Genomic DNA, 25,349 nt, shown 5'->3' with positions numbered 1-25,349 from the left:
ATGCGCCGCATGGATGCTTCACCCTCTCGCCGGAAAGGCTCCAATTTGACGGCTTCGCCATAAAGGTGTAGCTCAACCCGGTGTTCCGGCTGCTGCCGGTGCTCACTCCTCCCAATAAAAAGGCTATGATCATGGCGGCCCCGTCCCTCATCATTTTCGATTGCGATGGCGTTTTGGTAGATTCTGAAATCATCGCCGCGGAAGTCGAGTCCACACTTCTCACCGAAGCCGGTTATCAGATTGCCGCCGATGAGATGGCCGAACGTTTTGCCGGTCTGACGTGGCAGGATATTCTTCTGACCGTAGAGGGCGAGGCCGGGATTCCGCTTTCAGCGTCGCTTCTCGACAAGTCCGAAAAGATTCTGGACGAAAAGCTCAAGAATGAAGTTCAGGCCGTTGAAGGTATCGTTGAAGTGGTATCGGCATTGAAGCTGCCGAAGTGCATCTGCTCCAATTCGACCAGTCATCGGCTGGAAAGCATGTTGCAGCGTGTCGGTCTTTACGAGCTTTTTGCGCCCAATATCTTTTCAGCCAAGGAAGTAGGCACCAAAAAGACCAAGCCCGCACCAGACGTGTTTCTCTACGCAGCCAAGCAATTCGGTGTCGATCCGAAGGACGTCATCGTGATTGAAGATTCCGCGCATGGCATTCAGGGCGCACGCGCCGCTGGCATGCGTGTGATCGGCTTTACGGGCGGCGCTCACACCTATCCGGGACATGCCGACAAGCTGACCGATGCGGGAGCGGAAACCGTCATCCATCGCCACAAAGACCTGCCCAGTGTCATCGAAGCCCTGTCCGTCTGGACCGATGCCTGAATGAGATAGTCCGACGCCTGGCTTCCGTCAGGCGGCGGTTTGCTTGTTGCGCCCCTTGGGCGGGGCATTGAGAATTGCCAGAAGCTCTTCGGCTTCACTTTCAGAGAGGCCGATCAGCAAGCGGGTTCCCATAATGACGGGCTCGCCGGAGGACGTATCGAAGATCGCCCAGGTGTCCGTCGGTTCAAGAATGCGTTCATATTTCTGTTTCATGAGAACACACTAGCCGAAACCTGTTGCCATTCATTTCACGCAGGCAGTTGCATTTAATTAGAATTTTATCGGTCTGCCTTTATCCACAGCATCGGTTCAGTCAGGCTTTTTCCTGAAGAGCTTTGCCGCGCTTCCGTCTGGCTTTGCGCAAACCGCCCATCAGGAGCGCAGCCGCATCGCCCGCTGGCATAGGCTTGCCGTAAAACCAGCCTTGCGCAGTCATCGGCGTGGTCATTTTGCGAAAATAATCGGCCTGCGCTTCCGTTTCGATGCCTTCGACCACGATGCCAAGATCGTGCTGCCGCGCCATCGATATGATCTCAGGAACGATCGACACCATGTTCCCGTCCGCACAGACGGTGCGCGTGAAGGCCTTATCTATCTTGATTGCATCGATATGCAGTTCGCCCAGATAGGAAAGACTCGAATAGCCCGTTCCAAAATCATCAATGTAGATCTTGTGTCCCTGTTCACGCAGATGCCTGATGCCCTCCGACGCTTTCGAGAAATCCACCGCCGTTCGTTCGGTCAATTCAAGACCGATCTGACGGGGATCGACACCCGCGCCAGCCAGTTTCGCCTGGATATTTTTCGGAAATGCGGCCGCCTGAACATCGCTTGCAGTGATGTTGATATTGATCTGGATATTGCGGTTGAGGCGCAACAAATCCCCCATATCGTCCATAACCCGATCCACGACATAGGCGGTCACCCGTCCCGCCATGCCTTTTTCCTCCGCCTCGGCGATAAATACGTCAGGCGGAATAATGTCGCCGGTATGCAATTGCCAGCGAAGCAAGGCCTCAAAACCGGTGAGTTCGGCGTTCTCTACATTGACCACTGGCTGATAGACCACCTCAAGCTGGCGGGCATTGAGCGCCTGGTTGAGCATGGAAGCCAAAGGGCGTTCGCGATTGTGGTAGGCGAACCAACCAAGGCCAAGGGTCGCCCCCGCGAGCAGTCCCAGACTTGTCGCCATGAAGGATTCCCATCGGGCGGAATTGCTGGAATTGTCCAACTGCGCCTTGAGAGCGACGCAGATACCCACTTCGTCGTCGCAACGATATTCCTTGATTGCGTCGCTGAGCACCTCGTATTCGCCGCGGTGATTTTTGAAATCCGGGACTGGAAAATCACGTGCCTGATAATCATAGAGGCGCGCGAAGTGTTTGCGTTCGGCGTCGCGCATATAGACGGCAAAGCTGTATTTTGGGGTGTGCAGCAGGTCGAATGCAGCCGAACTCAAAATCACATTCGCCTCGCCCCTGCCTATCACAAAGCCCCGGCTGCCCGGCGTAATCAGCGATCTTTCGCCATATACATAGGTGCCGTCCCGCAAATTAATATCGGCAGGCGAACGCTTTGGCTGCTCGCTGATATCGCCGAGAAGCGTGGAACAGGCGAGTCGATCATCACGGAGCCGGCCTATGTCCTTGATATGATAGGCGGAAAAGACCAGTTTGCGCTGATAGGCAATATCTTGCAGAGAACACATTTCATAGGGCGAGAGATTGGCTGCTTCGATTGTTTCACGGGCAGAAACAGCCAGTCGATTTGCATGCGTGAGCAATGCGGACATGTAGATATTCATGTGCCGCTCTTCATCGACAATGCGAAATCTGTTTCCCATCCACTGGCCGAGAGCCGCACCGAGAAACAGCAACAGAAGCAAAATAAGCGGAACAGGCTTTAATAATTTACTGCGATCAAATCGCATATGACCCTCGCCCCTAAATAATCGTGGCGTAGCTGGTGAGTTATCACTTCTATCCGTCTAAGACGTGGCGATCCCTGACGTCAGAAAACCATAACATGAAACAAACTTTGATATGAATACATGTGAAACTGTCATTAATGCTATTTTAAAACTGAATACATCGCCATATCGGCAATAGTTAAGTGTTTTCTAATTAGATCTGCGGGCTTTTGGCAGCAATATGAAAAAGCCTATAATATCAGATTAAACGGTGCGCCAAAATACAAACCGGCGCACCGTTTTCAGTGCTTTACTTCGTGTTGTATGGACCCTCGTCGAAACCGACGAAAATCTGGATATTCTTCTGATCCGTCATCGGTACGGTGATCGCCTTGTCGTTGAACACGAACTGCGTCGCGGTATCCGCGTTCGCTACCGTAACCGCCTGCTTGTGCAGTTTGGAATAGATGACCTGATCGCCCTGACGGACGGCAACACGGATCGGCATGGTGATGGTGCCGTTCTTGTATTTCGGCCCTGGAACAACCTTGCCCGCCGCCGCGACGTCAATCGTCATGGTCCCCGCGCCATACTGGCAGGCGCGGGTCGTATCGGTCAGCGCCGCCTGATAGATCACCCGTGCCGGGTCCTTATCGCCGCCCTTTTCATATGTACTGAAGAAGGCTGTGCCGTCGCGCAGCGTGACCGACGGACAGAAGGCGCGCAGCTCGGATTCCTTGACACGCTGATCGCCGGAAGCAGCGGATGCGGTCATTGAGGAGCCTGAAGCTCCGTCGGCGGCCTTATCAGTGCCACTGGTCGTGCAGCCTGCGAGGGCTGCGAGCAAAACCGTTGCAAAGACTGGAAACAACGATGAACGATTCTGTGGTGCTGTTTGCATAAAGCGGGCTTCCCTGCACTGATCAACCTGTCTTCTACATCACGCATGCGTGTAGCGCGATGACGTTTTCCCGTTTTTTGCTCTGGAGAGCAACCCCCATCCCCGTCAACATGCTTTAAAACCTTGCGGCTTTTTTAGGGAGGCTCTATTGCATTATGCGGCTCAAAACCGCGCCGATCCGAAATGAAGGCCAAGAAATGAAATATGTAAGCACGCGTGGGGAAGCGCCGGTCCTGGGGTTCAGCGATGCATTGCTCGCCGGTCTAGCCCGGGATGGCGGTCTCTATCTGCCGCAGCATTATCCCCAGTTTTCGCCAGAACAAATCCGCGATCTGCGCGGAAAATCCTATGTGGATATTGCGCTGGCGGTGCTCACTCCCTTTGTCGACGGCGAAATCCCGCATTCGGATTTCCGTCGCATGGTGCACGAAGCCTATGGATCTTTCCGGCATGATGCGGTCTGCCCGCTGGTTCAGACCGGAGCCAATGAATTCGTGCTCGAACTTTTCCATGGCCCGACGCTCGCCTTCAAGGATGTCGCCATGCAGCTTCTGGCCCGCATGATGGACTATGTCCTGGCACAGCGCGGCGAACGGGCCACCATTGTCGGGGCCACATCCGGGGATACGGGCGGCGCGGCAATCGAGGCCTTCGGCGGACGCGACAATACCGATATCTTCATTCTGTTCCCGAACGGTCGCGTATCGCCCGTGCAGCAGCGCCAGATGACATCGTCCGGCTTTTCCAACGTTCATGCCCTTTCCATCGAAGGCAATTTCGACGATTGCCAGAACCTTGTGAAAGGCATGTTCAACGACCTTCAGTTCCGTGATGCGCTGTCGCTTTCGGGTGTGAACTCGATCAATTGGGCGCGCATCATGCCCCAAGTTGTTTATTATTTTACGGCGGCTCTGAGCCTTGGCGCACCGGACCGCGCCGTATCCTTCACCGTGCCGACGGGCAATTTCGGCGATATTTTCGCGGGCTATGTCGCCAAGCGCATGGGATTGCCCATCGACCGGCTGATCATCGCCACCAATGATAATGACATTCTCTCGCGTACTCTCGAAACCGGCGCCTATGAAATGCGCGGTGTCGCACAGACCACCTCGCCTTCGATGGATATCCAGATTTCCTCGAATTTTGAGCGTCTGCTGTTTGAAGCGCACGGACGCGATGCAGCAGCCCTGCGCGGTCTGATGGCTGGGCTGAAACAATCTGGTGGTTTTTCGATCTCTGAGAAGCCGCTGTCGGCGATCCGCAGCGAGTTCTCCGCCGGGCGCTCGACTGTCGATGAAACTGCGGAGACAATCAAATCCGTGCTTGAAGCGGACGGCTATCTGCTCGATCCCCACTCGGCAATCGGTGTGAAGGTGGCTCGCGAAAACCAGTCCAGTGAAGCGCCGATGGTTGTTCTTGCAACAGCGCATCCGGCCAAATTCCCCGATGCCGTAAAGGCTGCCAGCGGCGTCGAACCGCAGCTCCCTGCATGGCTTTCGGACTTGATGCAACGAAAAGAAAGCTTCACAGTTCTTCACAACGACCTGAAAATCGTGGAAGAATACGTTCGCCGCCATTCGAGAGCTTAAAAAGACCGGCTCCGAGACGAGAACCAGAGCGGGAATGCAGGGAGCAGTTTGCTTATGGGTGTTGAAGTAACGCGTCTTTCCAACGGATTGACGATAGCCACCGATACGATGTCCCACGTGGAAAGCGTGGCGCTTGGAATCTGGGTCAAGGCCGGGGCACGAAACGAAGCTGCCGACAGGCATGGCATTGCTCATCTTCTTGAGCATATGGCGTTCAAGGGAACCGAGAACCGCACAGCCTGGCAAATTGCATCGGATATCGAAAATGTAGGCGGCGAGATCAACGCCGCCACCAGCGTCGAGACCACTTCCTATTATGCGCGCGTTCTGCGCAATGACGTGCCGCTGGCCATCGACATTCTGTCCGATATCCTGACCGCCTCCAAATTCGATGAAGCTGAGCTGGAGCGCGAAAAGCAGGTCATCATGCAGGAGATCGGCGCGGCGCACGACACGCCCGACGATATCGTCTTCGACCGCTTCACCGAAACAGCCTATCGTCACCAGCCGATCGGGCGCGCCATTCTCGGCGAGCCTGAGACGGTCATGTCTTTCACCTCCGATGACCTTCGCCAATATATGGACGAGCAGTATAGCGCCGACCGCATGGTGGTGACCGCTGCTGGTGGCGTCGATCATGATGCATTCGTAAGGGAAGTCGAAAAACGTCTTGGCGGTTTTCGCGCCCACAATACGGCGCCTACGCTCGACCTCGCCCATTATGTAGGCGGCGATTTCCGTGAAAATCGCGAACTGATGGATGCTCAGGTTCTGATCGGTTTCGAAGGACGCGCCTACCACGTGCGTGATTTCTATGCGTCGCAGCTTCTTTCCATGGTTTTGGGCGGCGGCATGTCTTCGCGCCTCTTCCAGGAAGTCCGCGAGAAACGTGGGCTTTGCTATTCCGTTTACGCCTTCCATTGGGGCTTCTCGGATACAGGACTGTTCGGAATTCACGCTGCAACGGGCCGCGACGAACTGGTCGAACTCGTCCCGGTTCTGATCGATGAACTGCACAAGGCCGCCGACTCCATCAGCCTGGAAGAAGTGGACCGCGCCCGCGCGCAATATCGTGCGAGCCTTCTCATGTCGCAGGAAAGTGCTGCAAGCCGTGCCGGACAGGTCGCACGCCAGTTCCTGCTCTATGGCCGTCCCGTCGAAAACAGCGAACTGATGGACCGTCTCTCGCTGATTACACCTCAAAGGCTGACCGATCTGGCCGGACGGTTGTTCCTCGACAGCAAGCCCACCATCGCCGGCGTTGGTCCAGTTGGACGGCTGATGAGCTTCGATGGGCTGTCGGATGCACTGTCGACCAGCGCACATGCGAGGAAAATCGCTGTTTAAGGGAATATGTGAGTAAGGGAATAGGGGAGTATGTGACATTGAGCATTTTGTTTTTCCTACTCCCTTATTCCCCTACCCCCTTACTCCCCTAACCCGCCATGATCGGCCTGCCCTTCCGTAGAAGTAATCCGACCGTCCTGCGTGGACAGCGCATTTATCTGCGCGAGCCGATGATGAGCGATTTCGCCAGTTGGGCCAGCCTGCGGGAACAAAGCCGGGCCTTTCTCACGCCGTGGGAGCCGACTTGGCCGGACGACGATCTGACAAAGAGCGCTTTTCGCCATCGAATGCGTCGCTTTCAGGATGAAATAGCCGCCGGAACCGGTTATCCGTTTTTTGTCTTTCGCAATGGGGACAACACGCTCGTCGGCGGCATAACGCTCGGAAATATCCGGCGTGGTGTCGGGCAGAACGGCATGATCGGCTATTGGAGCGGCGCGCCCCATGCCGGCAAAGGTTACATGACCGAAGCCCTGTCGCTGGTTATCCCCTTCGCATTCGACCAACTCCGGTTGCACCGGATAGAAGCAGCCTGTATCCCTCATAATGTGCGCTCGATACGGCTTCTCGAAAAAGCCGGATTTGAGAGAGAAGGACTGTTGCGTTCCTATCTCAAGATAAATGGCTTCTGGCAGGATCACCTGCTTTTTGCCCTTATAGAAAGCGACAAACGTATGACGGATAGCCGCATGATCAATGGCAAGGTTGGACGCTCGTGACGGGTTTTGCGGATAAGTGGCTTTTTGCCGGTGTGCGGTTTCTCGTACTCATGGCTATTCTGGCCGTTTCGGTCATCCAGGCATCGGCCATCGAACCGATCAAGATTTCCAAGGAAGATACCGCCCTCGACCTTTCCCGCGCTGTCGAACTTCTGCGCAACAAGGGCGAAAGCGTGCAGGTATCGACGGCCCCGGGTCCTGACGGTATTGTCCGCCGCATCGAAGTGCAGGCAGATCAAAACAGCAAGGCATCCGGCGACTGGGCCGCTTTTTCGATCGCAAATCCAACCGACGAACAGATCGACCGCCTGATTGTTGCTCCTCATTTCCGTCTCGTCGGTTCCGGCGTCATCTGGCCCGATCTTGGTTCTCCACGCATTGCGTCCATCACGCCGAGCGAAGGCTTTGCGCTCGACCGCCAGCCCAGCGCCGATGCGGACGTTTTCCGCATCACGCTCAATCCGGGCAGCGTCATCACCTTCGTAGCAGAACTGTCCTCGCACAATCTGCCCCAGCTCTATCTCTGGGAGCCGGAAGCCTACAAGGATGCGGTTAATTCCTACACGCTCTATCGCGGTATCCTGCTTGGCATTTCAGGTCTGCTGGCTCTGTTCCTGACCATCCTTTTCGTCGTCAAGGGCACTTCCCTATTCCCGGCCACCGCCGCGCTTGCATGGGCCGTTCTGGCCTATATCTGCGTCGATTTCGGTTTCTGGAACAAGCTGATGGAGATAACGCCGGGCAATGAGCAGATCTGGCGCGCGGGCACCGAAGTGGCGCTTGCCGCCTCTCTCGTGATTTTCCTGTTCACCTATCTCAATCTCAACCGCTGGCACGACCATTTCAGCTATGGCGCCGTGACCTGGGTATTGGGCCTTCTGGCCCTTGCGGGGGTTGCCGTTTTCGATCCGCCGGTGGCTTCTGGTATTGCGCGCATCTCGCTGACGCTGACCGTTCTGTCCGGCGTCGCCATCATCAGTTATCTCGCGGTCAAGGGATATGATCGCGCCGTCATGCTGATACCGGCCTGGCTTCTCACCCTGATATGGTTGCTGGGTGCCTGGATGACGGTTTCGGGCAGGCTCGATAATGATATCGTCCAGCCTGCGCTCGGCGGCGGTCTTGTCCTGATCGTTCTTCTGATCGGCTTTACCGTCATGCAGCATGCCTTTGCTGGCGGAGCACTGCAGCAGGGCCTTCTGTCGGATATGGAGCGGCAGGCTCTCGCCGTCATTGGCGCGGGAGACATCGTATGGGATTGGGACGTGCCGCGCGACCGCGTCGTGACCACGCCGGACATCGCCAATTATCTTGGCAATACGGCCAACAGCCTGCAAGGCCCGGTGCGCAACTGGCTTCCCGCCATGCATACCGACGACCGCGACCGCTTCCGCTCCACGCTTGATGCCATTCTGGAAAACCGGCGCGGACGCATCGGCCAGATTTTCCGGCTGCGTGCCAATGATGGCCATTATCACTGGTATGCACTCCGTGCGCGCCCGGTCATCGGTTCGGATGGCGAAGTGGTGCGTTGTGTTGGAACACTCGTCAATGTGACTGAGCAGAAAAAGGCGGAAGAACGCCTGTTGCACGATGCCGTGCACGACAATCTAACCGGCCTTCCGAACCGGGAATTGTTCCTCGATCGTCTCAGCAATGTCATGAACATGGCACGCGGGGAAAGCAACCTGCATCCGACCGTCTTCATTATCGACATAGACCGGTTCAAGCAGGTCAATGACAGCCTGGGCATGTCGGCAGGGGACACTATCCTTCTGACCATCTCGCGCCGTCTGGCACGCCTCATGAAACCGCAGGATACGCTCTCGCGCCTCTCGTCGGACCAGTTCGGTCTGCTGCTTGCCTCTGAAAGCGACCCGGGGCGCATCGCATCCTTCGCCGAAGCTCTGCGTCAAGCCGTGCGCGCGCCGATTGCCTATGCAAAGCGCGAAATCGTTCTGACGTCATCCGTAGGCCTGATCACCTGGACGAAAACGGCGACAACTGCGGAAGACTTCGTGAAGGACGCCGAGCTTGCCATGTATCAGGCAAAGCGTTTCGGGGGTGACCGCATCGAGCCCTTCCGTCCGGCATTCAGAGCCATCGGCAGCGACAAGCTGCAGCTTGAATCCGATCTGCGACGCGCACTTGAACGCGACGAAATCAGTCTTGTCTACCAGCCCATCGTGAAGCTGGATGAAGGTACAATTGCTGGTTTTGAAGCGCTCATGCGCTGGGAACATCCGCGGCGCGGCGCGATTTCGCCTTCAGAGTTTATTCCAATTGCGGAAAACTCCGGTCTTATCATCCAGCTTGGCCTGTTTGCGATGCAACGGGCCGCGGAAGATCTGTTTGCATGGCAGGAGCAATTCCCAAAGCTCGATCTTTTCGTTTCGGTCAACCTGTCCTCGACGCAACTCATCCGCCAGGACCTCATCAATGATGTCCGCTCGGTGCTTTCCCGCATCCATCTCAATCCGGGCAGCCTCAAGCTTGAACTGACGGAATCCGTCCTCATGGAAAACCCGGAACAGTCCACACATGTCCTTGCCCGCCTGAAGGCGATGGGCATCGGCTTGTCGCTCGATGATTTTGGAACCGGTTATTCCTCACTCGCCTATCTGACGCGCTTCCCGTTCGATATCATCAAGATCGACCGGTCTTTCGTGAAAGGGGACCAGCCGCAAAAAGCCACGCTGCTGCGCTCGATTGTGAGCATGGCGCACGATCTCGGCCTCGCCGTGGTAACGGAAGGCGTGGAGAGCGAAAGCGACGCGCTTCAGCTTCGCCAGATGGGTTGCGAATACGTGCAGAGCTTCATGTTCGGCCAGCCCACCAGCCGCGACGAGGCAACTCGCATGATCCGCGAACAACTGGATGCCGCGGCGGCTTGATTGGGGCAGTAGGGCAGTGAAGGTTATGTGCGTTGCGTGCGCAACCAAACATATTCCCCTACTTCCTTATTCCCCTATTCTCTTAATCTCACGCATGTCCCGCGTCGGAAACCAGCCGCGCCATATCGATACCCATATGGAGCATCAGACGCGAATATTTGCCCTCGATATCGCTGTCGAACAGCATGTCGAGCGGCGCATCACAGGTTAGCCAGCCATTCTCGGCAAGTTCCACTTCGATCTGGCCTGGCGCCCAACCGGAATATCCAAGGGCCATCAGGGCTCGCGACGGCCCACTGCCCCCGTAAATGGCACGCAGAATATCGACCGTTGCAGTGAGGCAGACATCCTCTGAAACCGGCATGGTGGAATCGACCATGTAATCGTCCGAATGCAGCACGAATCCGCGTGTGCGGTCGACAGGACCGCCATTGCGTACCATCATATGCTGCGCACGATCCGGAAGGATAATCAGTTCGTCGTCATCGATGACCCCGATCTGGCGCAGGAGGTCAGGGAATTCGACCGGCTGAAGCTGATTGATAATGAAGCCCATCGCGCCTTCATCGGAATGCGCACAGATATAGACCACCGACCGGGCAAAACGCTCGTCGCTCATTCCAGGCATGGCAAGCAGGAACTGCCCGTTTAGAAAACCCTGCTCCTTGTTCGACGTCTTGAGAATGGTCATGATTATGAAGGTAGCAAGACTACGCAAAATAACAATGGCCATTTATTTCGAGCCCGGAATTCGAAGCGGAACCAGCTCGATAGCCAGGTGGCAGGCCATACAAGCGATTACCGTGCCCGGCGATCCGATAATATTGGGCTTGAAGCAACCATCTTTTCATTCCATCTTTCAACGATGAACATCCGGACTTTTACCTTCGCCCCCCTTTTGCTGGCCTTGCTGACATCGCCAGCACTGGCCTCAACCTCCGAGTGGACCGAGACGCCCGGCGGGCGCGTGCGCGTCATTATTGAAGACAAGACTCCTGACAATGCGCCCATCGGGGAACGGCGCGGCGCCTTGCAGATCGAGTTGCAGCCCGGCTGGAAAACCTACTGGCGCAATCCCGGCGATGCGGGCGTTCCACCCCAGATTAACATCGACGGAAACGCAAAAGCGCAGATCGGTTTCCCTGCGCCGGTCCGGTTTGAGGGAGACGATGCAGGTGGCATCGGATATAAACAGCCTGTTTCGCTGCCGATAGTCTTTAACCTGACATCGGCCGACAAGCGGCTGAAGGGCCATGTTTTTCTCGGAGTGTGCGAGAAAATCTGCGTCCCGGTGCAGGCCACCTTCGACTTTCCCCTTGATAGTGATCAACAACAGTCCTCGCCCCAGGCGATAGCTGCCCGCACGATCATCGAAACCGCATTCGACCGGCTCCCGACCCCGGCGAGCTCGGCATTCGGCATAAGCGGCGTGAAGCGCGACGGCGAGAACGCCGTCTTCGATCTGGCCGTTCCAGATCCCACCGCTCCATCGGAGCTGTTCGTTGCCAGCGACACGGTCAGGCTTTCCGATACCATCGCAGTCGAAAAGGGCCGCTTTACCGCAAAGGTGCAGGGCAAGGCTGACAAAGCCATCATCGACTATACCCTTGTGCAGAATGGAAAGGCCGTTTCTGGACAGGTGACACTGGATTAGCCTTCCTGCTGTTTTTGAAATTGTCCGGCGACCTGTTATCGGTTTAACTATGCCGTCCGCGCTTCGCGGAGCGATAAAATTTGACAATAGGCAGTGGAACAGACGGCCCCTGCCCCGAGGAGAGATTAAATGACTATAAAAGTTGGCGACAAGCTGCCCGCAGCGACTTTCAAGGTAAAGACCGCAGACGGCGTCAAGGAAATGACGACCGATGAAATCTTCAAGGGCAAAAAAGTCGTTCTCTTTGCGGTACCGGGCGCCTTTACGCCGACGTGCAGCCTCAACCATCTGCCGGGCTATCTCGATAACCGCGACGCAATCCTCGCCAAGGGCGTCGATCAGATCGCCGTTGTTGCGGTGAACGATGCCTTCGTCATGGGCGCATGGGCGCAGAGCACGGGTGGCGAAGGCAAGATACTCTATCTGGCTGATGGTTCTGCCACCTTTACGAAGGCTGCGGGACTTGAGCTCGACGCGACCGCTGGCGGCCTCGGTATCCGCTCCAAGCGCTATTCGGCAATCGTGGAAGATGGTGTGGTCAAAGCCCTCAACATCGAGGAACAGGCTGGACAGGCCGTGACGTCGGCTGCGTCGGCCATTCTCGAACAGCTTTAGTCTGGAGCATATCCTCCCAGAGCGGGAACCGGTTTTTGGGAGACGTTCTTAAGCAAAATGACAGGACATCGGCTCGAAAATCTGAATTGATTTGAGCCGGTGTCGAGCCCTCGTGTTTTTCATAGTAAAAGGCGGCAAGGCCGCCTTTATTCTGCAAATTCACTGCACTTTCAGCGATTTACGTCCGCCATATTTGAATGGCTCCATGCCGGCCCGGGCAAGCTCGTCAGCGCGTTCATTTTCCGGATGCCCGGCGTGGCCCTTGATCCAATGCCAGTTGACCTTGTGCGGCTTTCGCGCTTCATCGAGCGCCTGCCATAATTCGGCATTCTTGACCGGTTTCTTGGCGGCGGTCTTCCAACCATTGCGCTTCCAACCCTCGATCCAGCCGGAAATACCGTCGCGCACATAGACGGAGTCCGTATAGAGATCGACTTCGCACGGTTCTTTCAGCGCCGAAAGCGCCGAGATCGCTGCCATCAACTCCATGCGGTTGTTGGTCGTGTCGGCTTCGCCGCCCTTCAGTTCCTTGACATTGCCGTTCCAGCGCAGGATTGCGCCCCAGCCGCCGGGGCCGGGATTGCCCGAACAGGCACCATCCGTAAAAGCCTCGATCCGCTTCACGCCGCTGCCCCTTGCGGCTCCAGGCCGTATTCAGCAGCGGTTTCGATCTGTCGGTGGAAGCGCATCTTGCGCACATATTCCATCGGGTCCTTCTTGACCACGAAACTGCCTTCCGGGACATTCAGCCAGTCATAAAGCCGGGTGAGCATGAAGCGGATAGCCGCCCCGCGCGCCAGAACCGGAAGCGCATCGGCTTCCGCCACGGATAGCGGACGAACAGAATTATAGCCGCGCAGAAGCGCTGCCCCCTTGGTGCGATTGAAGGAAAAATCCTTCTCAAAGCACCAGGCATTCAGGCAGACGGCAACGTCGTAAGCCAGAATATCAGTGCAGGCGAAATAGAAATCGATGAAACCGGAAAGCCTGTCGCCGAGGAAGAAGACATTATCCGGAAAGAGATCGGCATGGATCACGCCTTGCGGCAGATCGGCGGGCCAGTTCTTCTCCAGAAAATCCAGATCAGCTTCCGCCTCGCGGACAAGACCCGGTTCCACCCTATCGGCACGTTCACGCGAAAGATTCCACAACGGCCGCCAGTCGGCAAGGGTCAGGCCATTTCGGCGACGCAGCGAGAAATCAGCGCCAGCCAGATGCATATGGGCAAGTCCTTCGCCGACAGCTTCGCAATGCTCGACCGTTGGGCGGCGCATCCACATGCCTTCGAGAAAAGTAACGATCGCAGCAGGCCGTCCGGCGAGCTCGCCGATTGTCGTGCCGTCGCGACGGACCACCGGCTGCGGACATTCAAGCCCGCGGCTGGCCAGATGCTGCATCAGGCCGAGAAAAAACGGCAGGTCTTCCCGATTGGTGCGCTTTTCATAAAGCGTCAGGATGAACGAACCCGAAGTCGTGTGCAGAAGATAGTTGGAGTTCTCCACCCCTTCCGCTATGCCTTTGTAAGATGTCAGCGTGCCGATATCATACTGCTGCAGGAACGCGCCAAGCTCGATTTCATTGATATCCGTATAGACGGCCATGCCGCTTATTTCCCTTGTATGATCTTGGGCATTAATTTTGGAATGCCTACCACCCGGTGTTCTCCGTTGACGAATGCCATGTCCTGCACCGTCAGTTCCACATCGCGAATTTCGCGATTCACAAGGAAGTTCTCGGTTTCAACCGTGGTTTCGGCCAGTTCGATCTTCACATTGAAGCGGGTCTTGAAGGCATCGATGATCTCATCGACGATAATTTCAGGCGCTGAAGCCCCTGCCGAAAGGCCCACGACCGATATATCGCCGATGCGGTCCCATTCGATATCGGCCGCACGCTGAACCAGCATCGACATGCGTGCGCCCGCCTTCTCAGCCACTTCGACAAGACGCTTGGAATTGGAAGAGTTCGGCGCTCCGACAATCAGAAACAGATCGCAGCCCGGCGCGGCGGATCGCACCGCATCCTGCCGGTTGGTCGTTGCATAACAGATCGATTCCGCTGCCGGAGCCGAAAGGTTTGGAAAACGCGCCTGCAATTCTTCGATAATGCCAGCCGTGTCGTCGACTGAAAGCGTCGTCTGGGTCACGAAACCGAGATTGTTCTCGTCATCGAAATGGCAGTTACGGGCATCCTCCACTGTTTCGATCAGCGTTACCGCGCCATCGGGCAACTGCCCCATGGTTCCGATCACTTCCGGATGGCCGGAGTGACCAATCAGGATCACATGGCGGCCAAGGCGCTGATGGCGCATGGCCTGCTTGTGCACCTTGGAAACAAGGGGACAGGTTGCATCGAGATAAAAGAGGTTCTTTGCCTCTGCGTCCGCTGGCACGGACTTCGGCACGCCATGGGCGGAAAAGACCACCGGCTGATCGCGGTGTTCTGTGGGAATCTCATCCAGTTCTTCGACAAAAATCGCGCCGCGAGACTGCAAGCCCTCGACCACATAGCGGTTATGTACGATTTCATGGCGAACATAGACCGGCGCGCCATATTTCTTCAGCGCCAGCACGACGATCTGGATTGCCCGGTCAACCCCGGCGCAAAAGCCGCGGGGGCCGCAAAGGCGGATTTCCAGTGGTGGTCGCTGATCGGTCATGAAGTATGCTCGCTAGTTCGGCGTGGCTTAACATCTAAGGTCTGTTGAGATTCGGTCTATGAGGAGCCGAAAATGGTGTGGTTTGAGAACCGGAGCGGAATGTACCTGAAGGTACATGAGCACCGGAAGCGAAAAACGCGCCATTTGCAGGCATCAGAGACCGATATCGACAGACCTTCACGGAGTTGGGCCGCAACGCGGCCATTGTCAACCCCTACTGGTCTTTCGATAACGCCACAGCCACGTCCCGACAACCCCTATCAAGGCCAGAGCAAGACCGTACCATGTCGCGGCATATTGCAGATGGTTGTTGGGAAAATCGATGATCGTCACACCGCCGACTGGCAATCCCCCCGGATTGGGCTTGCTGTCGGCGTCGATGAAGAAGGGCACGACCTCATCCAGATTTGGCAGGTCGGCACTTTCCGCCATGGCCGTCCAATCCTTCCAGTAGAAAATATTCTTGGACGGATCATTATCGGGGAGAAAGAAGCCCGGCTTCGCCGACAAGGGATCGCGCGCCAGCCCGGTAACATTCACCGGGCCGTCAATCTGTCCTTCAATGCGCGTTGAAGGGTCTTTCTTCTCATATGGAACGAAGCCGCGATTAATCAGCACGAAACGTCCGTCTTCCAGCATCAGCGGCGTATAGACATTGTAGCCTGCGGCCCCGTCATGGGTGGCCAGAAAATGCCGCTCGCCCTGATGCATGAAAGTGCCGGAGGCCGTTACCGGACGATATTCTACAGAACCTTCTTGCTTGTAGACCTTTTCCATCTCCGACAAGGGCAGTGGTGGCTCGTGAATGCGCTGCTCGGTCGATGCAATCAGCGCTTCCTTCCACTGCAAACGCTCAACCTGCCATGTGCCGAGCGCCAGCAGAATAACGAGCGCTATGGCAGAGGCGATCACAATACCCCAGGGAAAGCGGCGTGACTGCTGTAGTTTGGTCATTTCCCGTCATCCTGCCGGCTGTCTATGCGGCCGGGAGCTGCCTTATTGCGGTATTGCATATTGATGAGAATGCCCTTTGCCCACCGCATGGCCACGAGGCTGAGAATGATCGCAAGTGGCACCCACAGGATGAAATGCACCCAGAGCGGCGGTCCAAAGTTGACTTCCATCCACAGTGCAAGACCGACAACGATGAAACCGATGATGAGGATGACGAACGCCGCCGGACCGTCGCCGGAATCGGCAAAAGAATAGTCCAACCCGCAAGCCGAGCAGCGCGGAGCGACTTTCAGGAAACCATCGAACAGCTTCCCCTCGCCGCAACGCGGGCAGCGGCCAGCGACGCCGCTCTTGATGGGATCGACCGTGGGATAAGTATTCTGGTCCGGCATCCGATTTCCCCTTGCTTCATTCAATAAACAAAAGGCGGCCATGTTGCCAAGGCCGCCTCCAAAACTGCTGATCCTACGGATTAGCCGCCGTGCATCGGCGCGCCCCAGCCACCCCATACGTAGATGGCAAAGAACAGGAACAGCCAGACCACGTCAACGAAGTGCCAGTACCAGGCAGCGGCTTCGAAACCGAAATGCTGCTTCGGCGTGAAGTCACCGCCAATGGCACGCACAAGGCAGACCAAAAGGAAGATCGTGCCGATGAGAACGTGAAAACCATGGAAACCCGTCGCCATGAAGAAGGTCGCGCCGTAGATCGAGTCCTTGAACGCAAACGGAGCGTGAATGTACTCATAGGCCTGCACGAAGGAGAACAGGACACCGAGAGCAACCGTGATCGCCAGACCGGTGATCATGCCCTTGCGGTCATTGTGCAGCAGAGCATGGTGTGCCCATGTCAGCGTCGTGCCCGACAGCAGCAGGATAACGGTGTTGTAAAGCGGCAGATGCAGAGGATCGAGAACCTCGATGCCCTTCGGAGGCCAGACACCGCCGGTGAAGGTAGCGCGTGCTACCTGATGCGCTTCGTTCGGAAACAGGCTCGCATCGAAGAACGCCCAAAACCAGGCAACGAAGAACATGACTTCCGAAGCGATGAACATGATCATGCCGTAGCGCAGATGCAGCGATACGACACGGGTATGGTGCCCCTCATGTCCTTCCTTGATCGTATCCGACCACCAGCCGTACATGCAGTAGAGCACAATCGCGAGGCCGATGAAGAAAATCCATGGCGTCACCACGTTGAGGCCAAAGAACGGCAACTCACCGGCATTGATGTAACGCATCCAGGCAATACCGCCTACGGCAAGCACGAATGCACCCACGGAGCTCAGGAACGGCCAAGGGCTGGGCGCGATGATATGATAGTCGTGATTTTTCTGATGGACGTCAGCCATGTCTCTCCCCGTAAATCCCCTTAGGGGCTCCTCTCTCGTACCTTCATGCTTAAACCCCGGAAGGGGTTCCAAGCAAGTCTGTCTGTGACAAGCGGTATCTCGTATCAGAATAAAACCGCTTCATTCTTTTGTCTTTGCGGCATTATGCGCCGCGAGAGCGTTTCTCTTCATGAGTCAGTCGAAACGCTCGATATATTTCGTTCTTCTCTTCTTGTCCGAAAACCGTTTCACAATTTTCGGAATGCGCACCAGCGTCAGCTTCCGTTGCTTGAAGTTTCGGCCTTGGCATTTGCCACCGGCTTCGGCTTTTCGATCGGAAAGAATGTATAGGATAGCGTGATCGTCTTCACGTCCTTCAGATCGGGATCATTGACGATCTCAGGATCGACAAAGAACACAACCGGCATTTCCATGTCTTCGCCCGGCTTCAGAGTCGTGTCCGTGAAACAGAAGCATTCGACCTTGTTGAAATACGCTCCCGCCCGACCCGGCGCGACATTGAAGCTCGCGCGGCCATAGGTCGGCTCATCGAACAGGTTGCGCGCTTCATACTTGATCATCGTCGTTTCGCCGATGCGAACCGTGACCTCGCGCTGCATGGGCTTGAAATCCCATGGTAGCCCATTGGCTGTGTTGGCATCGAAACGCACCTTGATCGTCTTGTCGAGAATGGTATCGGAATATTGTTCCACGCGCTGCGTCGTGCCGCCATAGCCTGTCACCTGACAGAAAATGCGGTACAGCGGCACGGAGGCATAGGCTGCACCGATCATGCAGACAAAGAAAGACAGGCAAGCAAAAGCAATCGTCGCGTTGGAACGCTGTTGCTTTCTCAACTTTTGATCCTTCTCGTGCAGATCAGGCATATTCCCCTCCAATTTTCCTCCCGGAACAGCCTGTCAGAGAGGCCGCACCAGAATATTGGCTCCCAGTTTCGCTATTGTGCCGACATAGACAAGCAGCACGAACAGCGCCAGAGCGATTGCCAAGCCCCAAGAGCGATTGCGCTGGGCTTTCTTCTGCTGTTCCGTCGGAACGATCAGTTCCAATTCGCTGTCCACCGGCTTCTGTACGGCCTTATCCATTAGAGCACTCCAAAAGCAGCCAGTGCCTTGACCGCAAGTGTTTCAACAAACAGCACCGCAAACAGTCCCGACAGGTAAAGCAGCGAGAAGCGAAACAGCTTGCGGGCGGCTGCCAGCATTGCAGGCTGCGACCCAGCAGCCCACAGGCGCCATGCATAATAAAGGAAAGCCAGTCCGAGCAGCGTGGAAACCGCGCCATAGACAGGCCCTGCAAAGCCGAGCACCCACGGGAGGACGCCGACCGGAGCCATAATGATGGAATAAAACAGCGCCTGGCGACGGGTTGAAAGCTCGCCCTTTACGTTCGGCATCATCGGAATACGCGCCGCTTCATAATCATTGGCCGAGAACAGAGACAGCGCCCAGAAATGCGGCGGCGTCCAAAGGAAGATAATCATGAACAGGACGACGCTGTCCCAGGTGATTTCGCCGGTCGCAGCGGCCCAGCCGATCATCGGAGGAAATGCGCCAGCAGCACCGCCGATAACGATGTTCTGCGGCGTCGAGCGCTTCAGCCACATCGTATAGATGACGGCATAGAAGAAGATCGTGAACGCCAGCAATGCGCCCGCCAGCCAGTTGACCATGAGGCCGAGCGTGATGACGGAGAATGCGGAAAGCGTCAGCCCGAACGCCAGCACCTGATTGGGTGCTATAACGCCTGCAGGAATGGGGCGGTTACGCGTACGCTTCATCACCGCATCGATATCCGCGTCGTACCACATGTTCAGCGCACCGGATGCACCCGCACCAACCGCGATGCACAGGATGCTGATGGCGGCAAGGACAGGATTCATATGTCCCGGCGCGACCACAAGACCGACCAGCCCGGTGAAGACCACAAGGGACATCACGCGGGGCTTCAAAAGAACAAGGTAATCGCGCGCGGTCGCCTCTGAAAGAACGAGTGCGTCATCGGTACCTGCGTTTTTTTCCACCAGAGACATTTTAACTTCAAAAACCTCGAGTTCACCGGTCCGAACCCGCGCCCCTACAGCGCAGACCGCACCATCATAACAATGTCCTCCCGGAAACCGTTCTGTTCCCGCCGGAAATGCCTTGCTTGATGGCCGACTTTGTCAGCTACCGGCGACGGGAGGAACAGAATGCCGCCCGCCCATAGCACATATTGTAAAGAAGGGCGAAGTCTTTTCCCGACTCCGCCCATCGCACGATTACTTGATGCGCGGCAGCTGTTCCCACTGGTGGAACGGAGGCGGCGACGACAGCTGCCATTCCAGCGTGGTTGCGCCCTCGCCCCATGGGTTTGCACCGGCTTCACGCTTCTTCGCGAATGCCTCGAAGACATTGTAGAGGAAGATCAGGACGGCGAAGCCCGAAATATAGGAGCCGTAGGACGACACCATATTCCAGCCTGCATAGGCATCCGGATAGTCGATGTAACGGCGCGGCATGCCAGCAAGACCAAGGAAGTGCTGCGGGAAGAAGACCAGGTTCACACCAACGAAGGTGACCCAGAAATGCAGCTTCGCCGTGAACTCATTGTACATGTAGCCGCTCATCTTCGGGAACCAGTAGTACCAGCCCGCGAAGATCGCAAATACCGCACCCAGCGACAGCACGTAATGGAAGTGGGCCACGACGTAGTAGGTGTCATGCAGCGCGCGGTCGAGACCGGCATTGGCGAGCTGAACGCCCGTCACACCACCGACCGTGAACAGGAAGATGAAGCCGATCGCCCATAGCATTGGTGCGCGGAAGGTGATCGAGCCACCCCACATCGTCGCGATCCAGGAGAAGATCTTGATACCTGTCGGAACCGCGATGACCATCGTGGCGAACACGAAGTAACGCTGCGTGTCGAGCGAAAGGCCGACCGTATACATGTGGTGCGCCCAGACGACGAAGCCGACGACACCGATGGCGACCATGGCGTAGGCCATGCCGAGGTAACCGAAGATCGGCTTGCGCGAGAAGGTCGACACGATGTGGCTAACGATGCCGAAGCCCGGCAGGATCAGAATATACACTTCCGGATGCCCGAAGAACCAGAACAGGTGCTGGTAGAGGATCGGATCACCGCCACCATCCGGCGTGAAGAAGGTCGTTCCGAAGTTGCGGTCGGTCAGCAGCATGGTGATGCCGCCTGCCAGAACCGGCAGCGAAAGCAGAAGCAGGAACGCCGTCACCAGCACGGCCCAGGCAAAGAGCGGCATCTTGTGCAGCGTCATGCCCGGCGCGCGCATGTTGAGGATAGTGGTGATGAAGTTGATCGCTCCGAGAATGGACGATGCGCCAGAGATGTGGATTGCCAGGATGGCGAAGTCCACGGCCGGTCCGGGCTGACCCGAAGTCGACAGAGGCGGATACAGCGTCCAGCCGCCGCCAGGACCCCAGCCGCCTGCCGGACCCGGCATGAACAGCGAGATGAGCAGCAGCAGCAGCGCAGGCGGCAGCAGCCAGAACGAAATGTTGTTCATGCGCGGGAAAGCCATGTCCGGCGCGCCGATCATCAGCGGTACCATCCAGTTGGCGAAACCGCCGATCAGCGCAGGCATGACCATAAAGAAAATCATGACCAGGGCATGTGCCGAGGTGAACACGTTGAACATATGCTTGCCGGCATCGAGAGCCGCATCGCCCTCAACACCGTAAACCATCTGTGCCAGACCGTGGAAGATCTGGATGCCCGGCTCCTGGAGTTCGGCGCGCATCGCGATGGACAGCGCGCCGCCGATGATACCGGCGATGATTGCAAAAATCAGGTACAGGGTACCGATGTCTTTATGATTGGTCGAGTATACCCAACGAACCCAGCCGTGAGGCTTGTGGTCGTCGTGGGCACCATGCTCGTGAGCTGCTGTGCCAGCCATGGAATTCGCTCCCGTTTTTCAACAGTCTTGGCGTTCGGGATCAGAGACCCGCCGCAGCCACCTTATCGTTTGCGCCACCTTCGACAGCGGCCTGAAGCGCCTTGTTGGCGCCATTCAGATCCGATCCCGCAGCGGCGATCCAGGTCTGATACTGCTCCTTGGAGACAACGCGCACGGCGATTGGCATGAAGCCGTGATCCTTGCCGCAAAGCTCCGAGCACTGACCGTAGTAAAGGCCTTCCCTGTCCGCCTTGAACCAGGCTTCGTTGATACGGCCCGGGACAGCGTCCATCTTCACGCCGAAGGCCGGGATCGTCCAAGAATGGATGACGTCGGCAGCGGTTACGAGAAGACGAACCGTTTCGCCAACCGGAACCACGACTTCGTTGTCGACGGCCAGGAGACGCGGATAGCGGGACTTGTCTTCCTTGCCGGCAGCGGCGCGATCACCATCCTTCAGAAGGAGGGAATCAAAGCTCACCGGATTATCGACCTGATACTCGTAACCCCAGTACCACTGGTATCCTGTGGCCTTCACCGTCAGCGTCGGATCTTCCGGCGAATATTGCGCCGTCAGAAGCTGGAAAGACGGGACCGCGAGGAACAGAAGAATGATCACGGGCCCGATGGTCCAGATCACTTCAATAGCGGTATTATGGCTGGTTTTGGACGGCTCGGGGTTTGCGCTTGCGCGAAAGCGAAGCACGACCCAAACCAGCAAAAACAGAACCAGCAGGGTAATCGGAATAATGAACCAGAGCGTATAACGCTCAAACCAATGAATCTGTTCGGCAATCCCAGTCGCTGCGTCCTGAAATCTCCATTCCCAGGGACGGGGCTGATCCGCAAAAGCGGCACCAGTCGTCCACAGCACTGCAAGAGCGCCGCCGAAGGCGCCCTTCGTTGTGGCAACAATCTTATCCACCAGAACTCTCTCCCTTTTCGCCCTTTCGAGCTGGACGCCGGACGCTAAAGACGGCCGCATCCCCCGTCGGCGTTCAAACCACACCTTAGCGCACACCGCAAGGAAGGCGAATATGTTCCTGTGCGGCATTTTTGCGCGCAGCCGCGCGAAGAATTACGAATGTCCCGGATTATTCGGCCTGGCGGAGTTATTCCAGCCCACCATGAAAACTTTGGAAAACCGCACGAAACCCTTAATGAAGCCATGATTTGACAAGACGCTTCCTTTAACGTGCCGCGTGACAATCGATGCAACAGACGGTATCACCGTTGCTATGATGGCCAGGACAGAGAAACGCCGGTCGCGGCGCTTTTCATGGCCAATGCAGCGCGTTAACGTCCCGGTGATTCGATCTGGAGATTTCATGACTTTTCGCATGCTTGCCCGCCGCACGATCAGCCAGCGCCTCGCAACACTAGCAACGGGCGCCTGCATGGCGCTTGCCATTGCTACGCTTCCTTCGCTTGCCCAGCAGGCACCGGCGCAGTTACAAACCCCACAGGAGGCACCGGCTGCGCAGTCGCAGGCGGCTCCGTCCAGCCCGCAGCAGAGCGGCAAGCTCAAGTCGCAGCACGGCGCATGGTCCGTTCTCTGTGACACGCCCGCTGGCGCAAAGACGGAACAGTGTGCGCTGATCCAGAACGTGGTCGCTGCAAAGCGTCCGGAACTCGGCCTTTCGGTTGTTGTTCTCAAGACGGCTGACAACAAGGCCCGCATTCTTCGTGTTCTGGCGCCGCTTGGTGTCCTGCTTCCCAATGGCCTTGGCCTCAATGTCGACGGCAAGGACATCGGTCGCGCCTATTTCGTCCGCTGCTTCGAAGACGGCTGCTACGCCGAGGTGATCCTTGAGGATGATCTTCTCAAGACGTTGCGCTCCGGCAAGGCAGCGACCTTCATCGTCTTCCAGACACCGGAAGAAGGGGTTGGCATTCCCGTCGATCTGAAGGGCTTCGGCGAAGGCTTCGACGCCCTGCCCTGATCACAACTGCGATGACCGGTTGTTCTCAACCGATTTAAGGCTTACATCCTGCAGCAAACACATGCTGCAGGATTTATTTTTATGAAAAGCCTGATCGACAGTTTCGACGCCAGCCGCGATGATATCGAGCGCCTTGTCGCCCAAAGCCTGAAAGGCAGCGATGATGGCGAACTCTTCGTGGAATATCGCGAGGCGGAGGCTCTCGTTTTCGACAATGGCCGCCTCAAGACCGGCTCCTTCAATCAGGATCAGGGATTCGGGTTGCGATCAGTCGCCGGTGAAGCCATCGGCTATGCCCATGCGGGTGATCTGTCTGTGGCCGCCTTGCGACGCGCTTCCGATGCGGTTTCCGCAACCCTCAAGGGCTACGGCGGGAGTTATTCGGCGGCGCCCGCTGGCACCAACCGTCATCTTTACACGGACGAAAATCCCATCGGTTCCCCGACCTTCGACGCCAAGGTGCAACTGTTGCAGCAGATTGACGCCTATCTGCGCGCCAAGGACCCGAAGGTGAGACAGGTTTCCGTTTCGCTTGCAGGATCGTGGCAGCAGGTCGAAATATTGCGTGCCGATGGTCACTTCGTGCGCGATATAAGGCCCATGGTCCGGTTGAGCGTCTCGGTGGTGGCAGGCAATGGCGACCGCCAGGAATCAGGTTCTCATACGGTTGGCGGACGCAAGGGATTTGGCGAATTCGTCACGACTGAAAGCTGGCAGCATGCCGCCAATGAGGCATTGCGGCAGGCGCTCGTCAATCTGGAGGCCATCCCCGCCCCCGCAGGCACATTCGACATCGTTCTGGCAAACGGGTGGCCGGGCGTGATGCTGCATGAAGCGGTTGGCCATGGGCTTGAAGGCGACTTCAATCGCAAGAAGACCTCCGCTTTTGCCGGTCTCCTCGGCCAGCAGGTTGCATCGAAAGGCGTGACGGTGGTCGACGACGGCACGATCGCCGAGCGTCGCGGCTCTCTCACCATCGACGATGAAGGCACGCCGACCAATCGCACCGTGCTGATCGAGGACGGCAAACTCGTCAACTACATGCAGGACCGACAGAATGCGCGCCTGATGGGCATGGAAGCAACCGGCAATGGGCGCCGTGAATCCTATGCCCATGCACCCATGCCACGCATGACCAACACCTACATGCTTTCGGGCGACAAGACGCCTGAGGAGATCATCGCCTCCATGAAGAAAGGCATCTACGCCGTTTCCTTCGGTGGCGGCCAGGTGGATATCACATCCGGCAAATTCGTGTTCGGCTGCACGGAAGCCTACATGATTGAGGACGGCAAGGTCGGCGCACCGATCAAGGGTGCGATGCTGATCGGCAACGGCCCGGATGCCATGCAGCGTATTTCGATGATCGGCAACGATATGAAACTCGATACCGGCAGCGGCAATTGCGGGAAAGGCGGCCAGTGGGTTCCCGTCGGCGTCGGCCAGCCGCATTTGCGCATGGATCAGGTAACGGTGGGCGGCACGGCTGTATAGCCATGCCGTCACACCATGCGAGCGCACATATTTATTAGCTTCATCTTGCTTGCGGATAAGGGCGGTAAAGTGCAGGTTACGGATACAGCTGCATGGCGACTTTCAATGCCGCGCCGATCTGGAGAGAGAAATGCCTCAATCGCCCTACGACTGGACGGGCAAGCGAACGGAAAAGCGTGACCGGCAAAGACGGGTGCTGGTCCTGACAGCCATCGCCATGGGAGCGCTCATCCTCGTCCTTGGCATGGTGGATGGCCTATTGATCCTGCTAGGCTGACATGCTGCCCGTCTACATAATTGATTGCACAGGAATAAAGAGCGCTGACGAACTCTGGCGACGTTATCTTTCGGCCGTTCCTACGGAGAATTCGGAAGCCTTCGGCTACACACTGGACTCGTTCTGGGACGCAGTGCAATGGCAAGGTCCCGGCTGGCCCGGAGAGTGCGAACTCGTTTTCCAGAATGTCGATGCGCTCGCCAAGTTGAAAACACGCGGCGGTCAACCGTTTCTCGAAGCGTTCATCCGCCTCGCAAACGAAACGGACAGAATAACCATCAGGCTTTCGTAAAAGCCGGTTCTCGT

General features: G+C 56.8%; 26 protein-coding genes. 11 read left to right on the top strand and 15 right to left on the bottom strand.

Translation table 11 applies throughout. The features are described 5' to 3' along the window. The first annotated feature begins 131 nt into the window (after window positions 1-131). On the top strand, window positions 132-818 hold the full coding sequence (locus F9K78_RS11350) for an HAD family hydrolase (RefSeq protein ID WP_151682199.1): 687 nt from the start codon (window positions 132-134) through the stop codon (window positions 816-818). 27 nt (window positions 819-845) lie between these two features. On the opposite strand, the gene F9K78_RS11345 is transcribed toward F9K78_RS11350, so the two are convergent. From F9K78_RS11345 to F9K78_RS11335, 3 genes are all read right to left on the bottom strand, one after another. Then, window positions 846-1,031 (bottom strand): hypothetical protein, encoded by a 186-nt coding sequence (locus F9K78_RS11345; protein ID WP_006466249.1) that lies wholly within the window; start codon window positions 1,029-1,031, stop codon window positions 846-848. Window positions 1,032-1,131: 100 nt separating this feature from the next. Beyond that, on the bottom strand, window positions 1,132-2,748 hold the full coding sequence (locus tag F9K78_RS11340) for an EAL domain-containing protein (protein ID WP_151682198.1): 1,617 nt from the start codon (window positions 2,746-2,748) through the stop codon (window positions 1,132-1,134). A 289-nt stretch (window positions 2,749-3,037) separates the two neighbouring features. Continuing rightward, a complete protein-coding gene (locus F9K78_RS11335; protein WP_031346443.1) occupies window positions 3,038-3,628 on the bottom strand; it encodes a hypothetical protein in 591 nt (196 codons plus the stop codon). 197 nt (window positions 3,629-3,825) lie between these two features. Here F9K78_RS11335 and thrC point away from each other — a divergent pair, with 197 nt between their 5' ends. From thrC to pdeA, 4 genes are all read left to right on the top strand, one after another. Further along, window positions 3,826-5,217: a threonine synthase gene (thrC, locus tag F9K78_RS11330; protein WP_151682197.1), complete on the top strand. Its 1,392-nt coding sequence runs from the start codon at window positions 3,826-3,828 to the stop codon at window positions 5,215-5,217. Between the two features lie 54 nt (window positions 5,218-5,271). After that, a complete protein-coding gene (locus F9K78_RS11325) occupies window positions 5,272-6,564 on the top strand; it encodes a M16 family metallopeptidase (RefSeq protein ID WP_006470696.1) in 1,293 nt (430 codons plus the stop codon). 98 nt (window positions 6,565-6,662) lie between these two features. Then, window positions 6,663-7,283 (top strand): GNAT family N-acetyltransferase, encoded by a 621-nt coding sequence (locus F9K78_RS11320; protein WP_006466245.1) that lies wholly within the window; start codon window positions 6,663-6,665, stop codon window positions 7,281-7,283. Window positions 7,284-7,333: 50 nt separating this feature from the next. Then, a complete protein-coding gene (gene pdeA, locus F9K78_RS11315) occupies window positions 7,334-10,177 on the top strand; it encodes a phosphodiesterase PdeA (protein ID WP_167518113.1) in 2,844 nt (947 codons plus the stop codon). Window positions 10,178-10,265: 88 nt separating this feature from the next. Here pdeA and F9K78_RS11310 read toward each other — a convergent pair whose 3' ends face one another. Next, window positions 10,266-10,868, bottom strand: a complete 603-nt coding sequence (locus F9K78_RS11310; protein WP_006470694.1) for a YqgE/AlgH family protein — start codon at window positions 10,866-10,868, stop codon at window positions 10,266-10,268. A gap of 174 nt (window positions 10,869-11,042) precedes the next feature. Between F9K78_RS11310 and F9K78_RS11305 the strand changes: the two genes are divergently transcribed. Together F9K78_RS11305 and F9K78_RS11300 are read left to right on the top strand one after the other, a co-directional pair. Beyond that, a complete protein-coding gene (locus F9K78_RS11305; protein WP_151682215.1) occupies window positions 11,043-11,831 on the top strand; it encodes a protein-disulfide reductase DsbD domain-containing protein in 789 nt (262 codons plus the stop codon). Window positions 11,832-11,960: 129 nt separating this feature from the next. Further along, a complete protein-coding gene (locus F9K78_RS11300; RefSeq protein WP_151682195.1) occupies window positions 11,961-12,446 on the top strand; it encodes a peroxiredoxin in 486 nt (161 codons plus the stop codon). Between the two features lie 159 nt (window positions 12,447-12,605). Here F9K78_RS11300 and rnhA read toward each other — a convergent pair whose 3' ends face one another. The 11 genes from rnhA to coxB form a co-directional block, all read right to left on the bottom strand. Then, on the bottom strand, window positions 12,606-13,070 hold the full coding sequence (rnhA, locus tag F9K78_RS11295; RefSeq protein WP_006466240.1) for a ribonuclease HI: 465 nt from the start codon (window positions 13,068-13,070) through the stop codon (window positions 12,606-12,608). Further along, entirely contained in the window at window positions 13,067-14,047 is a 981-nt protein-coding gene (locus F9K78_RS11290) for a homoserine kinase (protein ID WP_151682194.1), read from the bottom strand. Before F9K78_RS11290 ends, rnhA begins: the two co-directional genes overlap by 4 nt. A gap of 5 nt (window positions 14,048-14,052) precedes the next feature. Beyond that, window positions 14,053-15,105, bottom strand: coding sequence for a 4-hydroxy-3-methylbut-2-enyl diphosphate reductase (ispH, locus tag F9K78_RS11285; RefSeq protein WP_151598859.1), 1,053 nt, complete (start codon window positions 15,103-15,105; stop codon window positions 14,053-14,055). Window positions 15,106-15,312: 207 nt separating this feature from the next. Then, complete coding sequence (locus F9K78_RS11280) at window positions 15,313-16,059, bottom strand: SURF1 family protein (protein WP_151658542.1); 747 nt, start codon at window positions 16,057-16,059, stop codon at window positions 15,313-15,315. Next, on the bottom strand, window positions 16,056-16,451 hold the full coding sequence (locus F9K78_RS11275) for a DUF983 domain-containing protein (protein WP_006470688.1): 396 nt from the start codon (window positions 16,449-16,451) through the stop codon (window positions 16,056-16,058). The genes F9K78_RS11280 and F9K78_RS11275 overlap by 4 nt, the downstream gene beginning before the upstream one ends. Window positions 16,452-16,531: 80 nt before the next feature. After that, window positions 16,532-17,410 carry a cytochrome c oxidase subunit 3 gene (locus F9K78_RS11270; protein ID WP_006470687.1) on the bottom strand — a complete coding sequence of 293 codons (879 nt, stop codon included), beginning with the start codon at window positions 17,408-17,410 and terminating at the stop codon, window positions 16,532-16,534. A gap of 254 nt (window positions 17,411-17,664) precedes the next feature. After that, a complete protein-coding gene (locus F9K78_RS11265) occupies window positions 17,665-18,276 on the bottom strand; it encodes a cytochrome c oxidase assembly protein (protein WP_128006055.1) in 612 nt (203 codons plus the stop codon). Window positions 18,277-18,309: 33 nt separating this feature from the next. Further along, window positions 18,310-18,495 carry a hypothetical protein gene (locus F9K78_RS11260; protein WP_006466233.1) on the bottom strand — a complete coding sequence of 62 codons (186 nt, stop codon included), beginning with the start codon at window positions 18,493-18,495 and terminating at the stop codon, window positions 18,310-18,312. After that, complete coding sequence (locus F9K78_RS11255; RefSeq protein ID WP_151682193.1) at window positions 18,495-19,442, bottom strand: heme o synthase; 948 nt, start codon at window positions 19,440-19,442, stop codon at window positions 18,495-18,497. Before F9K78_RS11255 ends, F9K78_RS11260 begins: the two co-directional genes overlap by 1 nt. 228 nt (window positions 19,443-19,670) lie before the next feature. Continuing rightward, window positions 19,671-21,329 carry a cytochrome c oxidase subunit I gene (gene ctaD, locus F9K78_RS11250; RefSeq protein WP_006466231.1) on the bottom strand — a complete coding sequence of 553 codons (1,659 nt, stop codon included), beginning with the start codon at window positions 21,327-21,329 and terminating at the stop codon, window positions 19,671-19,673. 40 nt (window positions 21,330-21,369) lie between these two features. Then, complete coding sequence (gene coxB, locus F9K78_RS11245) at window positions 21,370-22,254, bottom strand: cytochrome c oxidase subunit II (protein ID WP_025091927.1); 885 nt, start codon at window positions 22,252-22,254, stop codon at window positions 21,370-21,372. 403 nt (window positions 22,255-22,657) lie between these two features. Here coxB and F9K78_RS11240 point away from each other — a divergent pair, with 403 nt between their 5' ends. From F9K78_RS11240 to F9K78_RS11230, 4 genes are all read left to right on the top strand, one after another. Next, window positions 22,658-23,272, top strand: coding sequence for an invasion associated locus B family protein (locus F9K78_RS11240; protein ID WP_025091926.1), 615 nt, complete (start codon window positions 22,658-22,660; stop codon window positions 23,270-23,272). Window positions 23,273-23,353: 81 nt separating this feature from the next. Continuing rightward, window positions 23,354-24,766: a metalloprotease TldD gene (gene tldD, locus F9K78_RS11235; protein WP_151682192.1), complete on the top strand. Its 1,413-nt coding sequence runs from the start codon at window positions 23,354-23,356 to the stop codon at window positions 24,764-24,766. A gap of 130 nt (window positions 24,767-24,896) precedes the next feature. After that, window positions 24,897-25,043, top strand: coding sequence for a hypothetical protein (locus tag F9K78_RS21890; protein WP_167518110.1), 147 nt, complete (start codon window positions 24,897-24,899; stop codon window positions 25,041-25,043). A 1-nt stretch (window position 25,044) separates the two neighbouring features. Beyond that, window positions 25,045-25,335 carry a barstar family protein gene (locus tag F9K78_RS11230; RefSeq protein WP_151658541.1) on the top strand — a complete coding sequence of 97 codons (291 nt, stop codon included), beginning with the start codon at window positions 25,045-25,047 and terminating at the stop codon, window positions 25,333-25,335. The last annotated feature ends 14 nt before the right edge of the window (window positions 25,336-25,349 follow it).

The sequence above is a fragment of the Brucella pseudintermedia genome (genome assembly GCF_008932435.1).
Classification (GTDB): domain Bacteria; phylum Pseudomonadota; class Alphaproteobacteria; order Rhizobiales; family Rhizobiaceae; genus Brucella; species Brucella pseudintermedia.
Note: the sequence above shows the minus strand (reverse complement) of the source record. Positions and strands in the feature narration are given on the sequence as shown.